This is a genomic window from Microbacterium sp. Z11_20 (assembly GCF_057197605.1).
Map to the genome: position 1 here is coordinate 146,083 of NZ_JBXVOQ010000004.1, position 13,024 is coordinate 159,106.

The 13,024-nt window shown below is 70.7% G+C and carries 12 protein-coding genes; 3 read left to right on the forward strand and 9 right to left on the reverse strand.

Annotation, left to right across the window (positions count from 1 at the left end; genetic code table 11):
• The 4 genes from AC2DFQ_RS11140 to AC2DFQ_RS11155 all read right to left on the reverse strand — a co-directional run bounded on the left by AC2DFQ_RS11140 (window position 1) and on the right by AC2DFQ_RS11155 (window position 3,570).
• Window positions 1-585 carry a TetR/AcrR family transcriptional regulator gene (locus AC2DFQ_RS11140; protein WP_484533935.1) on the reverse strand — a complete coding sequence of 195 codons (585 nt, stop codon included), beginning with the start codon at window positions 583-585 and terminating at the stop codon, window positions 1-3.
• 136 nt (window positions 586-721) lie between these two features.
• Window positions 722-2,215 carry a DEAD/DEAH box helicase gene (locus AC2DFQ_RS11145; RefSeq protein ID WP_484533936.1) on the reverse strand — a complete coding sequence of 498 codons (1,494 nt, stop codon included), beginning with the start codon at window positions 2,213-2,215 and terminating at the stop codon, window positions 722-724.
• 225 nt (window positions 2,216-2,440) lie between these two features.
• On the reverse strand, window positions 2,441-2,917 hold the full coding sequence (locus AC2DFQ_RS11150) for a GNAT family N-acetyltransferase (protein WP_484533937.1): 477 nt from the start codon (window positions 2,915-2,917) through the stop codon (window positions 2,441-2,443).
• Window positions 2,918-2,994: 77 nt separating this feature from the next.
• On the reverse strand, window positions 2,995-3,570 hold the full coding sequence (locus tag AC2DFQ_RS11155) for a DNA-3-methyladenine glycosylase I (RefSeq protein ID WP_484533938.1): 576 nt from the start codon (window positions 3,568-3,570) through the stop codon (window positions 2,995-2,997).
• A 292-nt stretch (window positions 3,571-3,862) separates the two neighbouring features.
• Between AC2DFQ_RS11155 and AC2DFQ_RS11160 the strand changes: the two genes are divergently transcribed.
• Window positions 3,863-4,189 (forward strand): hypothetical protein, encoded by a 327-nt coding sequence (locus AC2DFQ_RS11160; protein ID WP_484510098.1) that lies wholly within the window; start codon window positions 3,863-3,865, stop codon window positions 4,187-4,189.
• Window position 4,190: 1 nt separating this feature from the next.
• On the opposite strand, the gene AC2DFQ_RS11165 is transcribed toward AC2DFQ_RS11160, so the two are convergent.
• Window positions 4,191-6,296: an acyl-CoA dehydrogenase family protein gene (locus AC2DFQ_RS11165; RefSeq protein ID WP_484533939.1), complete on the reverse strand. Its 2,106-nt coding sequence runs from the start codon at window positions 6,294-6,296 to the stop codon at window positions 4,191-4,193.
• Between the two features lie 261 nt (window positions 6,297-6,557).
• Here AC2DFQ_RS11165 and AC2DFQ_RS11170 point away from each other — a divergent pair, with 261 nt between their 5' ends.
• Together AC2DFQ_RS11170 and AC2DFQ_RS11175 are read left to right on the forward strand one after the other, a co-directional pair.
• Complete coding sequence (locus tag AC2DFQ_RS11170) at window positions 6,558-8,030, forward strand: GNAT family N-acetyltransferase (RefSeq protein ID WP_484533940.1); 1,473 nt, start codon at window positions 6,558-6,560, stop codon at window positions 8,028-8,030.
• Window positions 8,027-8,188 (forward strand): hypothetical protein, encoded by a 162-nt coding sequence (locus AC2DFQ_RS11175; RefSeq protein WP_484533941.1) that lies wholly within the window; start codon window positions 8,027-8,029, stop codon window positions 8,186-8,188. Before AC2DFQ_RS11170 ends, AC2DFQ_RS11175 begins: the two co-directional genes overlap by 4 nt.
• 145 nt (window positions 8,189-8,333) lie before the next feature.
• Here the strand turns inward: AC2DFQ_RS11175 and recQ are convergent, their stop codons facing one another.
• The 4 genes from recQ to AC2DFQ_RS11195 all read right to left on the reverse strand — a co-directional run bounded on the left by recQ (window position 8,334) and on the right by AC2DFQ_RS11195 (window position 12,956).
• Window positions 8,334-10,316, reverse strand: coding sequence for a DNA helicase RecQ (recQ, locus tag AC2DFQ_RS11180; protein WP_484534104.1), 1,983 nt, complete (start codon window positions 10,314-10,316; stop codon window positions 8,334-8,336).
• A 165-nt stretch (window positions 10,317-10,481) separates the two neighbouring features.
• Window positions 10,482-10,943 (reverse strand): MarR family winged helix-turn-helix transcriptional regulator, encoded by a 462-nt coding sequence (locus AC2DFQ_RS11185; protein ID WP_484533942.1) that lies wholly within the window; start codon window positions 10,941-10,943, stop codon window positions 10,482-10,484.
• Between the two features lie 94 nt (window positions 10,944-11,037).
• Window positions 11,038-12,000, reverse strand: coding sequence for an alpha/beta hydrolase (locus tag AC2DFQ_RS11190; RefSeq protein WP_484533943.1), 963 nt, complete (start codon window positions 11,998-12,000; stop codon window positions 11,038-11,040).
• A 14-nt stretch (window positions 12,001-12,014) separates the two neighbouring features.
• Complete coding sequence (locus AC2DFQ_RS11195) at window positions 12,015-12,956, reverse strand: NADP-dependent oxidoreductase (protein WP_484533944.1); 942 nt, start codon at window positions 12,954-12,956, stop codon at window positions 12,015-12,017.
• Window positions 12,957-13,024 lie beyond the last annotated feature (68 nt).

Genomic DNA, 13,024 nt, shown 5'->3' on the forward strand with positions numbered 1-13,024 from the left:
TCAGATCCTTGCTGCGAGAGGGCGGGAGGGAAGGAGGGAGGGGTCGCGGGATGACCGCAACCCGGCGATGAGCACATCCAGCAGCACGGGCCGATCTTCCGGCGAGCCGAGACGTACTGCGCGCTCGACCCCGCCCAGCATCCGCTGCACCTGTTCGACGGTGACGTCGGGGCGAATGGCGCCCTCGCGCTGAGCGCGTTCCAGTAGCGTGCGGAAGCTGCGGACGAACGCGCATTTCGCCTCGCGGGCCGCGCTGAGGACCCCATCGGGGGTGCTGATGATCGTCTGCACTCCTTCATCCCCGAGCTGCAGCTCCAGAGCGGCCGCCAAGAATCCGGGCAGTGCCTTCCCCGCGTCGGGGGAGCGTTCCGCGTCGGCGGCGAGGACGCGCAGCCGTTCGACGGAGTCGACGGAGAGCGCCTCCGCGAGCGCCGGCACGGTGGGGAAGTGCCGGTAGACCGTCGCGACCCCGACACCGGCGATGCGGGCAACTTCGTTCAGGCGCAGGTCGTCGCGCGGGATGCGGCGTGCCGCGCCCAGGATCGCTTCCCGGCTGCGCACGGCATCGGCTCGGGGACGGGTCATGGCCCGAGGCTACGCCGGAAACGGATACATCATCCGATTAATTTACGAACGTCCCCCACCCCGGGAACGACGAAGCGCCGACGGACAGCGATTCGCTGCCTGTCGGCGCTTCGGGGAGCGGGCGTGCCCGCGGGGATCAGCCCTGCGCGCGGCGGTTGGGGCGCGCGTTGCCACGCACCACATCGCCGACGCGGAGACCGCCCGAGCGCGAGCCGGATCCGGCGGCACCGGCCGAGCGCGAACCAGCACCGACGGGGGCCGCACCGGCACCGCGGCGACGGCCGTTGCCACCGTTGGATCCTGCCGAGCGCGAGGGCGCAGCATCCGCGGCCGGACGGCTGCCGGAGCGCGAGCCGCCACCGGAGCCGCCGCGGGCGGGACGGTTGCGCTGCGCGTTGCCGCCCTGCGACGAGCCGCCACCGCGCTGCTGCGGGGCCTGCTCGGGCGCGGGCGTCACGTACGCGGCGACGTCGCCGACGAGGGCGGTGACCTCGGCGGACTCGGGCGTCACCGGGGTGGGCGTCGCGGAGATCGCGGCCTTGCGGAGGATGTCGAGCGTGTCGCGGCGCTGCTCGGGCAGCATCACGGTCACGACGTCACCGGCGCTGCCGGCGCGGGCCGTGCGGCCGGAGCGGTGGAGGTATGCCTTGTGCTCGACGGGCGGGTCGACGTGCACCACGAGGGCGATGTCGTCGACGTGCACGCCGCGCGCGGCCACATCCGTTGCCACCAGCACGCGGGCGGTACCGGCGCTGAACGCGGCGAGGTTGCGGTCACGCGCCGGCTGCGAGAGGTTGCCGTGCAGGTCCACCGACGGGATGCCCGCTGCGGTCAGCGTGCGCGCCAGCTTCTTGGCCTGGTGCTTCGTGCGAGTGAAGAGGATGCGGCGGCTCGACCCCGATGCGAGGGCACGCACGAGGTTGTTCTTGGCCGTGGCATCCGCGGCGACGAAGACGTGGTGCGTCATCGCGGCGACGTGGGAGTTGGCCTCGTCGACCGAGTGCAGCACCTCGTTGCGCAGGAACTTGCGGACGAGCTTGTCGACGCCGTTGTCCAGCGTCGCCGAGAACAGCATGCGCTGTCCGCCGGCGGGGGTGCGGGTGAGCAGGCGCGTCACGCCGGGGAGGAAGCCGAGGTCGGCCATGTGGTCGGCCTCGTCCAGCACGGTGATCTCGATGTCATCCAGGCTCGCGAAGCGCTGGGAGATGAGGTCTTCCAGGCGGCCGGGGCACGCGACGAGGATGTCGACGCCGGCGGCGAGCGCATCCACCTGGCGGCGCTGGTTGACGCCGCCGTAGACGGTCGTGGTCGTCAGGCCGTACGCCGCGGCGAGCGGCTTGATGACGGCGTCGATCTGGTTGGCGAGCTCACGGGTGGGAGCCAGCACGAGCGCGCGGGGCTTGCGGCCCCGGCGGGTGGAGGCGGTGGCGCCGAGGCGGGCGACCAGCGGAAGGGAGAAGGCCAGGGTCTTGCCCGAGCCGGTCTTGCCCCGACCGAGCACGTCGCGCCCGGCGAGGGTGTCGGCGAGGGTGTCGGCCTGGATGGGGAACGCCTCGGTCATGCCCTGCGAAGCGAGGACGTCGACGAGAGGAGCGGGAACGCCGAGATCGGCGAAAGTAGGAGAGGTCATGTGTCTTTCATGCCGGCGCGCAGACGCACGCACGGCGATTCGGATGCGGCGCCGTCGGGAAGAGGGCCGCAGTATGGCGAAGGCGTCGGGTGACGCATCCGTTCGCCGTGAAAGTTCGGGCCCGAAGGCCGATGCGTTCGACGACGCAGGGAGCAGAAAAGCTCCGCAGTTCCCCCAGTCTACCGGGCCCCGCGGCCTCCGCGGACCACGCGGCGCGCGAGAGGGCTATAACGCCTTTCGCATCTGCTGCGTGACGACGTGGTAGCCGGATGTGTCGTACAGGCCGACGGCTACCGCGTTGTGTGCGAAGACGTTCAGTTCGAGCGCCGGCGCCCCCGCCGCCCGCGCCGCCTCCTCCACCGCTACCAGCAGCGCCCGGCCCCATCCCGATCCGCGGCGCTGCTCGATGACCTCGATGTCCTGGAGGAGCGCGACATCCGGCAGACCTCGCGGATGATCCAGTGACACCCACGCGTGACCCACCGCCTCTCCGGCGGTGTCGGTCGCGTGGAGGATCAGCATCCGAGGCGTATCGACGCCCTGGGGCAGCTGCCGCACGACCGCTTCCCGCGCGAGTTCCACCGACCCGGCCGCGCGCCAGTTGCCGGCCGCCACCTGTTCGTTCGCCAAGAGCCTGGCGACCGTCTCGACCCACCCCTCGTATTCCGCGTCGTTCATCTGCCGCAGCAGCACATCACTCACACCGAAAATCCTGACATCCGGCACATCGTTGGCGCCGTGGTTTCGCAAATCTGTGGGTGAGTGCGCCGACGGCCGCGTCAGGCGGCGCGCCAGCATCCGGCGATGTGGTCGTCGACCATCCCGGCGGACTGCATGAGCGCGTACATCGTCGTGGGGCCGACGAATCGGAATCCGCGCTTGCGCAGCGCCGTGCTCATCGCCGTGGACTCGGGCGTGACCGCGGGCATCTGGGCGAAAGCCGTCAGCCGCGCGCGCCGGGGCTCCGGGGCGAACGACCACAGCAGCGCGTCGAGCTCGCCCTCGCCCATCTCGGCGACGAGCCGGGCGTTGGAGATGGTGGCCTCGATCTTCGCGCGGTTGCGGATGATGCCGGCATCCTGCATCAGCCGCTCGATGTCGTTCTCGTCGAAGGCGGCGACCCGCGCCGGCTCGAACCCCGCGAACACCTCACGGAAGCGCGGCCGCTTGCGCAGGATCGTGATCCACGAGAGCCCGGCCTGGAACCCCTCGAGGCTCATCTTCTCGAACAGCGCCCGGTCCCCGTGCAGGGGAACGCCCCACTCCTCGTCGTGATAGCGGCGGTACTCCGCATCATCCCCCGCCCACGCGCAGCGCGGGACGCCGTCGGGTCCGATCCGCACGTCGGTGGTCACCGCGCCACCTTATCGGCGCGCGCCCGACGTCCGCCCCGCCACCGCTCGACCCGGCACCGCTCGTGCACAACGGCGGAGATTCTCGACAACACGCCGCGACCCCGACGCCGCCGCCGGGGCGCCGGGGTCGATCTCCGCCGTTGTGCACGCAGCACGGCATGGGCCGCGGCGTTGTGCACGCCGCACGGCATGGGCCGCGGCGGCACGGCACGCGCCACACGGCCCGGGGCGGGCACGGCCGGGGCGGGGAGCCCCCGGGCATTCATCCAGATACGCACGAGATGGTGGTCGGGTGAGCTCAGCCGACCACCATCCCGAGACCGTTGCCGCCGATGTCCTGGAGGCCCGGCTCGATGACCGGCGGATGCATCCGATCGCCAAGGCCGCACGCGTGGTCGCCACCTTCGCGATCGGGGTGCTCAGCGGAGGGGTCGGCACCGACGAGACCCTCCCCGGGATGGACCTCGTCGTCGCGCGCAAAGACACCGGTGCGGAGGTCGTCCGGCTCGCCGCCGGTCAGCCGCAGGAGGCCGACCGCATGCTGCAGTCCACCCGCCGCGACCTCGACGCCATGACCGTGGAACAGTTCGTGCGGTCATGGCGCGTCGTCGAGAACTGACCTACTTCTTCGCAGGCTTGGTCTCCGGCACCGGCGCGTTCCCGGATGCGGCCAGCGCGGCGTAGTACGCCGCCGCCTCATCCTGGCGCGCCTGCTCCGCGCCGGACGCGATGGGGGCGCGCACGTGCTCCGGCTCGTACCCGAAGGCGTCGACGAGGTCCTGGGCGTGGGGCCGCAGCCGCAGGCACAACCGGTCGATGTAGCTGGACACCGCCGCCGCACGCTGCGCGGACAGCCGGCCGTGGATGAGGTGCCACGAGAGGTGCTTCTCGATGACGCTCAGCCCGAAGAGATCGCGGAGCCACGTGAGCACCTGCTTCGTGCCGGCGTCCTCGGTGCGGTTCACCGCATCCGTGAACGCCTCCCAGTGCAGCAGCTCGCCGTGCGCCCGGGCCGCCTCGATGAGCTCGGACTGGTTGGCGTTGAACAGCGCGGCGGCCTCTTCGGGCGACAGCTTGGAGGCTGGGCGCAGCCGCCCCGCGATGTCGGCGACCATCTGCTGTACCCGGCCGGCGATCAGCTCGTGCTGCTGATCGGCGCGCAGCCCGCGCTCGACCGAGCGCGCCGTCGACCCGAAGTCGCTGACCGCCTGGCCAAGCTGGCGGAGACCCGCACCGTGGAAGACCTTGCCGGCGGTCTGGCCGACGGCGAATGCGGCCAGGGCCTTGGCATCCTTGCCCTTGAACTGCGCGGCGTAATCCGACAGCAGACGCTTGCCGACCAGTTGCAGCAGGACGTTGTTGTCCCCCTCGAATGTCGCGAAGATGTCGAGGTCCTGCCGGAGGCTCACGAGACGGTTCTCGAAGAGGAACCCCGCCCCACCGCAGGCTTCGCGCGCCTCCTGGAGGGTGTCCAGGGCGTGCCAGGTCGAGAGGGGCTTGAGCGCCGCGGCGAGGGTCTCGAGGTCTTGCCGATCTTCGTCGGTGTCGGTACGGCCGCTGAAGACGGCGTCGAACTTCTGGAGGAACTCGTCGTGCGCGAAGATCTGCGCGTAGGTCGTCGCCAACCGCGGCAGCAGCCGGCGCTGGTGCTTGCCGTAGTCCAGGAGCACGACCTCGGGCGTGCCACGGCCGGAGTCGAACTGGCGGCGCTGGTTGCCGTACGTGATCGCGATCTTGAGGCCCAGGGCCGACGCCCAGGCAGCAGCTCCGTCGAGGGAGATGCGCCCCTGCACGAGCGTTCCGAGCATCGTGAAGAAGCGGCGGCCGGGGCTGGAGATGTCGCTCATGTACGTGCCGTCGGGGGCGACGTCGCCGTAACGGTTGAGGAGGTTCGTGCGCGGGATGCGGACGGAATCGAAGTGGAGGCGGCCGTTGTCGATGCCGTTCAGCCCGCCCTTCAGGCCGTCGTCCTCGCCGCCGATGCCCGGCAGGAACTGTCCGTTCTCGTCGCGGAGCGGGACGTAGAAGCAGTGCACGCCGTGGTTGACGCCGTTCGTGATGAGCTGCGCGAAGACGGTCGCGGCGACGCCGTGCAGGGCCGCGTTGCCGAGGTAGTCCTTCCACGCACCGCGGAACGGCGTGTGAATCACGAATTCCTCGGTCGCGGGATCGTAGGTCGCCGTCGTTCCCACGGCCGCGACATCCGATCCGTGTCCGGTCTCGGTCATGGCGAACGCGCCGGGGATCTCCAGGCTCATGATGCCGGGCAGCCACTTCTCGTGGTGCTCGGCGTTGCCCAGCTGCAGCACCGCGGCACCGAACAGGCCCCACTGCACGCCCGATTTGATCTGGAGGCTCGGGTCGGCCACGACGAGCTCTTCGAACCCGGCGATGTTTCCGCCGTTGTCGTCGGAGCCCCCGAAACGCTTCGGGAAAGCACGGTGCACGGCCTTCTTCTGGACGAGCAGGTGCAGCTGGGTGAGCACGCGCTCGCGGTGCTCGTCCATGGATAGGCCGTCGACACGCCAGTACGCGGGGTCCTTGATCATCTCGCGGGCGGTGCGGCGGGTGTCAGCCCAGGTGCCGAGGAGCATGTCGGTCACCGCGGCGACATCGATCTGCGATTCGGATGCCTCGGCAGCCGTGTGCGCCGCGGTGGGTGCACCGCCCGCGGGCGTGCGCTGATCTTCGGCGGGAGTAGTGGGACGGATGGCGGCATCAGCCATATTCGAGACCTTTCGGCAAGACGCGGATCGACCATCACCGTAGGACTTCCTACAAGCTGCGGCCAACTCCGGTGGCCCTTTCCCACAAAGTCTCCGCGCTCCCCGAGCCCCCTCCCTTGTGCCTTCCGACAGTCCCCTCGCCGCCCTCACGGTTACGGACGACTTTTGTCGCTTCGGGCCCCTCCCACAACGACGAAACCGTCCGTCACCGGTGGCGCATCGGACGGGGGCGATGTCGGTGGGCGGCGGGACACTGGACCCATGCGCGATGAGAGCGTGACCCTGCGCCGGTGGGGGCCGGACGACCTGCCGCTGCTGGAGGCGGCAAACACTCCGGAGATGACGCGACTGATCGCCGGGCCGGAAACGGCGGAACAGCTCCGGGATCGCCACGCCCGCTACCTCCGTTTGAACGACGCGGGCGAGGCATGGATGTTCCGCATCGAGGTTGGCGGCGAGCCGGCCGGGGGAATCGGCTTCTGGTCGATCGAGCACGACGGCGCGGCCGCGTACGAGGCCGGCTGGAACGTGCTTCCGCCCTGGCAGGGCCGCGGCGTCGCGCGGGAGGCGGTCCGGCTTCTGCTGCGGTACGTCGCGGATGACTCGCCCCACCGCGATCACCTGTACGCGTACCCCGACGCCGCGAACGCCGCATCCAACGCCCTGTGCCGTTCCGCGGGCTTCGCCGACGTGGGTGAGCGCGACTACCCCTACCGGGACGCCGTCCTGCACGTTCGCGTCTGGGAGCTGGATCTGACTCCGCTGTCGCTCGGCGGGCGCACGCCCGATGTCGAGGAGAGCTTCAGCGAGCTCGACCCGGCCCGATGGTGGCCGTACTACACGCCGCACTGGTCGTCTCGGGCTCGAACGGCCGCGCGGTACGAGCTCGATGACACCGGACTCGTGCTGCGCGTCGACGCCGAGACCGCCCCGTGGGCGCCGCAGCTCGACGGGGAGGTGCGGGTGTCGCATCTGCAGACCGGGCAGTTCAGCGGCGGCGTCGGCTCGGCGATCGGCCAGCACCGGTTCCGCGACGACTTGATCGTGCAGGAGGAGCAGCCGCGCCATCGCGGCTGGCTCGTGCGGCAGGGCGTGATCGCGGCACGGTTCGCCGCAATCCGTCACCCGGACGCGATGGTGGCGCTCTGGCCGATCGGGTTCGAGGAACGGCCCGACGACTGCGGCGAGATCTGCATCGCGGAGATCTTCGGATCAGAGCTCGACGACTCCGGAGGCCGGGTGGGGGTGGGGGTCAAGGCGCAGCGCGATCCGCGACTGCGGACCGACTTCGACAAGGTCCGGGTCCGCGGCGACCTCACCGCGATGCACGACTACGCCGTCGCGTGGACGCCCGAGCGTTTGCGCTTCTTCATCGACGGGAGATGGGTGAAGACGGTCGGACAGCGGATCGACTACCCCGTGCAGCTGATGCTCGACGTCTACGAGCTCCCCGGCGCAGCGCCGCGCGACGTGTCGCAGCATCCCCTGCTCTTCCGGGTGGGGCGCATCGCCTCGTACCCGCCGGCGCCCAGCCGCGAGAAACCACAATCCGGCCGAGAAACAACGCGACGCGGCCTTTCTCGTCCGGGATGGCGTTTCTCGGGGAGGGCGCGGATCAGTCGCCGCCCCGGAAGAAGCGGTCACCGGTTGCACGAAGCTGTCTCTGCACGTCCCGGGCGTAGGAGATGGCCGGGGTCGCGGTCTCGGTCTCCCGCACGAAGTAGCGGCCGGTGACGCCGTCCAGTGCGGGGTCGAGGGCAGGGCCCGAGACGAGCACCGCCCTCGCCGTCGGTCCGCTCTACTATCGGGCGACCATCGAGCGCGCACCCGCCGACGACGCTCTGATCGAGCGCTGCGTCGACTCCCTCGGCACCTGGCGCGCACGCACCTGACCCGCGCCACCCGCCGGCGCCCAGCCGCGAGAAACAACATCCCGGACGAGAACCCACGCGTCGCGGCCTTTCTCGTCCGGATCGTCGTTTCTCGCGGCGGACGCGGCGGCAGAGCGGCGGCGGAGCGGCGGCGGAGAGCCGCGGGTCAGTGGGCGGCGACGACGGCGAGGATGCTGTCGCCGTAGGCCTCGCGCTTCTTCGCGCCGATGCCGGTGACGCCGTCGAGATCGGCGAGCGACGCGGGGCGGGCGGCGGCGAGCGCGCGCAGGGTCGCGTCGCCGAAGACGATGTACGCGGGGACGCCCTGCTCGCGCGCCTGCTCCGCGCGCCACGCGCGCAGCGCCTCGAACAGATCGCGGTCACCGGCATCGACCGACTCGGCCGCCGACGATTTGCGCACGCGCGCACCGCCCCCGCCCGCACGGCCGAGCGTGTCACGCCGCAGCGGCACCGGGGTCTCGCCGCGGAGGACACTCCCGCTCGACTCCGTCAGGGCGAGGGTGCCGTAGTCACCGCGGCCCACGAGCAGTCCCCGCGCCAGGAGCTGGCGGATGACGCTGCGCCAATCCTGGTCGGAGAGGTCGGCGCCGATGCCGTAGGTGGAGAGCTTGTCGTGGCCCTGCTGCGTGATCCGCTCGGTGCGCGCGCCGCGGAGGATGTCGACGAGGTGACCGGCGCCGTAGGACTGGCCGCGCTCCCGCTGCAGTCGCACGATGGTCGACAGGAGCTTCTGTGCGGCGACGAGTCCGTCCCACGTCTCAGGCGGCTCCAGGCACGTGTCGCAGTTGCCGCACCGACCGGCTTCCTCGCCGAAGTACGCCAGGAGGTTCTGCCGGCGGCACGCCACCGTTTCGCACAGCCCGAGCATCGCCTCCAGGTGCTGCCCTAGGCGCATCTTGAAGGTGCGGTCGCCCGGGGACTGGTCGATCATGCGGCGCTGCTGCACGACGTCGCCCAGTCCATACGCCAGCCATGCGACGGCCGGCTCGCCGTCGCGACCAGCGCGGCCGGTCTCCTGGTAGTAGCCCTCGACCGATTTCGGCAGGTCGATGTGCGCGACGAAGCGCACGTCGGGCTTGTCGATCCCCATGCCGAAGGCGATGGTGGCGACCATCACGACACCGTCCTCGCGCAGGAACTTCGACTGGTTCGCCGCCCGCACCGATCCATCCAGGCCCGCGTGATACGGCAGCGCGTCGATGCCCTGCGTGCGCAGGAACTCCGCCGTCTGGTCGACGGTCTTGCGGCTGAGGGCGTAGACGATGCCGGCCGACCCCTCCGGCTGCGCGCGGATGAAGGCGGCCAGCTGCTTGCGCGGCTCCACCTTGGGTGCGATGCGGTACTGGATGTTGGGACGGTCGAAGCTCGCGACGAACCGACGGGCGCCGTCCAGTCGCAGCCGCTCGACGATCTCGCGCGCCGTCGCGGGTGTGGCCGTGGCGGTGAGCGCCATGCGCGGAACACCGGGGAACCGGTCGGCCAGGTCGCCGAGCGCGAGGTAGTCGGGCCGGAAGTCGTGGCCCCACTGCGATACGCAGTGCGCCTCGTCGATCGCGATGACACTCAGCCGACCGCGGGCGAGGAGGTTCAGCGTCTGCGCACCGTTGAGCCGCTCGGGCGCGACGTAGAGGAGGTCGAGGGTGCCGGCGAGGTACGCCTGCTCGACGGCCTGCCGTTCGCCGGGGCTCTGCGTGGAGTTGAGGTACGCGGCCCGCACGCCGTTGGCCACGAGCGCGTCGACCTGGTCGTGCATGAGCGCGATGAGGGGGCTGACCACGAGGCCCGTGCCGGGCCGGACGAGGGCGGGCACCTGGTACGTGACGCTCTTGCCGCCGCCGGTGGGCATGAGCACCACCGCATCCCCGCCTTCGATCACGTGCGAGACCACGTCGGCCTGATCACCGCGGAACACGTCGTAGCCGTAGACCTCGTGCAGCACCTCGCGGGCGTCGCGCCCTGCGAAGTCGCGCGTGGCGAGGTCGAGGCCCGCGGATGACGCGCCGCCGAGAGCCGTGCGGGCGGAGGCCGCGGGTGACGCACGCGGGCGGAATGCGGCCGGTGCGTCCATGGGCGGGGGCGGCACGTCGAGGTCGTCCGGCGGCGCGAGGTCGTCGGGGTTCCAGTCCATCCCGGCGTAGGGGTCGTCGGGCGGCACGTCGGCGTACGGATCGCCGTACGCGGGGTCGGAGCCGGCGAACGTCACCCGTCCACGGTAACCCGACCCGCCGACGCTCCGGGACCGCACTTCCCCGTCGGGGACGCCGCAGAGCAGGCCGGACCTGCGGACGAAGGGTCAGCGGTCGTCGGGTTCGATCGCGGCGAGTATTTCCTCCGCCAGCGCCAGGAACGCCGCGCGTTGATCTGTGGAGAGGAGCGATGTGGTCTTCTCCTCCAGCTCCCGCCATGCGTTCTCGATGGGACTCCTGAGTGCTCGACCTGCGGAGGTCAGGAAGACCAGGCTGATCCGGCCGTCGTCAGGGGATTTGACCCGGTCGACCAGGCCCGCTTCCTCCAGCCTGCGGATCGACTTCGCGACGGTCGAGTGGTCGAGTTTGAGAGCATCGACGAGCTGCTTCTGTGGGATGCCGTCGGTCTCCCAGAGGTAGAAGAGCGTGAGCTCCTGGCCGGGGAAGAGGCCGTGCCTGCTGAGCAGCTCGGTGGCGAGGGCGCGGTGCGCTCGCGACAACGCGAAGATCGACCAGCTGACCGGATATCGGGCAGCGGCAGGCGGCGGAGGCACGTCGGGGGTGGTCATGGTTTCGTTCTCTGCGAGGAGTCTGCTGGTCGGCGAGGACCACCTCAGACGATAGCGGCCGCGCGGCCGCTGCGACCCGCACCCCGCGCCGCCGTCACCACCGCCCGAGGGTGCGGCTGATCCAGGAGTCTCTCGCGGCGATGGCAGCTCGCGAGACCTGCGCCTCCGGGGCTGCCCCGTCGAAGATGTGGAATCCGCCCGCCCATACGTGGAGTTCGGCCTGGACCGCGTGCTCCCACAGCTTCGTCGCGTACGCGACGCCCTCGTCTCGGAATACCTCGGCAGACCCCACGTCGATGAACGCGGGCGGGAGGCCGGAGAGATCGCCGGCCCGTGCGGGCGCGCTGGCGATGTCCACCTGATCGGTCTTGCGCCGATTCCCGAGGAGAGCGTCCCAGCCGGTGTCGTTGCTCTCGCGACTCCATGATCCCGTCCCGGTGTACTGCCTGCTCGAGGCCGTCGCGTCACGGTCGTCCAGCATCGGGCTGAGGAGCATCTGCGCGAGTGCCTCCTGACCGCCCCGCTCCCTCACCAGCACGGTGACGCCCGCCGCGAGCCCGCCCCCGGCCGAAGTACCCACGAGGAGAAGGCGATCGTTGGGCACGCCGATATCACCGGCGATCGCCGCGAGCCACTCCCAGCCGGCGTAGGCATCTTCCACCGGGGTCGGGGCGGGATGCTCGGGAGCGAGCCGGTACTCCGGAGAGACGACGACCGCGCCGTACTGGATGGCCCAGTCCAGGACGTGTCCGATGCCGGTGAACCGGTTGCCGATGATCATCCCGCCGCCGTGGAGGTGGTAGATCGCCGAGGTGACATCATGCCCGGTCGGCGTGAACACGGAGACGGCGATCTCCCCGCCGGGAACCGGGATCATGATCTCCCGATGGTGAAGGGGGCGGGTCGCGAGCAGGTCGTCGAGGCCCGGCCCGAATGGATTCGCCCGGAGGAACTCGATCATGTCGGCGGTGACGGTGCTCGGCAGCGGGCTGCTGTCCAGCAGCAGTGCGAGTTCGGGGTCGTAGGGAGGGCGGATGGGATCGGACGTGGTGCTCACGATCGGTGACTCCTTCACTTCTCACTGCCCGCATCGCCGACGGCGACGATGATCTTCCCCCGCAGGTGCTCGCCCTCGCTGAGGCGCAGCGCCTCGGGTAGTGCGTCGAACTCGAACGTGGCGCCGATCTCCACGCGCACGGACTGGTCCGCCGCCAGGGCGAGTGCCGAGCGCACGGCGTCGTTCACGGGGAGTTGAGTCGGGTCGCCTCCGGCGACGATGGCCCCCCGAGCGCCGGCGGCGAAGTCCGAGATCGTGACGATCCGGCTCGCGGGAATGAGATCGCCGACCCGGCCGACGAAGCCGTGACCTGCTGCGTCGAAGGCGGCGTCGACGCCGTTCGGGGCCGCCGCGCGGAGCTCGTCCAGCATGCTGTCGCTGTAACCGACGGGGGTCGCTCCGAGCTGCCGGAGGAAATCATGGTTGCCCCTGCTCGCAGTGCCGATCACGGAGTGGCGGCCATATCGGTCGAGCTGAAGCAGCTGCACCATCATGCTGCCGACCGAGCCGGCGGCGCCGTTGACCACGATCGTGGAGCCCTGGGCCGGCGCGAGCATCGTGTAGATGCGGTCGGCGGTCTCGGCGGCGGTGGGGATCGCCGCAGCCGTCGCGGCCGTGACGCCGTTCGGGATGCGGGCGAGCCGGCTCGCGCGTGTCACGCCGAACTCTGCGTAGGCACCGCTGTCGATGAAACCGGTGACACGGTCACCCGGGGCGAAGCTCTCGACCCCGGGGCCCGCCTCCACGACGGTGCCGGCGGCCTCCGAGCCGATGACGGCGGGAAGGTCGAGCGGGATCATCTGGGCGAGGGAGCCGTTGCGGATCTTCCAATCCACGGGATTGATCCCGATCGCGTCGATACGGACCTTCACCTGCCCGGCACCGGCCAACGGTTCATCCATCTGCTTCCTGATCAGGCCGTCGGGCCCGTAAGAGGCCAGGACGTGTGCGTACATGGCTGCTTCTCTGCTTTCCTTCGCGGTGGGTTGTCGCTTCGGGCGCCACCCCCAGCACCTTGTCGATG

Excerpts from the sequence above, each read along its gene's own strand:
- AC2DFQ_RS11145 (WP_484533936.1), bottom strand. The coding sequence starts at position 2,215 with ATGACCTCTCCTACTTTCGCCGATCTCGGCGTTCCCGCTCCTCTCGTC.
- recQ (WP_484534104.1), bottom strand. The coding sequence starts at position 10,316 with ATGGACTGGAACCCCGACGACCTCGCGCCGCCGGACGACCTCGACGTG.
- AC2DFQ_RS11165 (WP_484533939.1), bottom strand. The coding sequence starts at position 6,296 with ATGGCTGATGCCGCCATCCGTCCCACTACTCCCGCCGAAGATCAGCGC.
- AC2DFQ_RS11185 (WP_484533942.1), bottom strand. The coding sequence starts at position 10,943 with ATGACCACCCCCGACGTGCCTCCGCCGCCTGCCGCTGCCCGATATCCG.
- AC2DFQ_RS11170 (WP_484533940.1), top strand. The coding sequence starts at position 6,558 with ATGCGCGATGAGAGCGTGACCCTGCGCCGGTGGGGGCCGGACGACCTG.
- AC2DFQ_RS11195 (WP_484533944.1), bottom strand. The coding sequence starts at position 12,956 with ATGTACGCACACGTCCTGGCCTCTTACGGGCCCGACGGCCTGATCAGG.
- AC2DFQ_RS11140 (WP_484533935.1), bottom strand. The coding sequence starts at position 585 with ATGACCCGTCCCCGAGCCGATGCCGTGCGCAGCCGGGAAGCGATCCTG.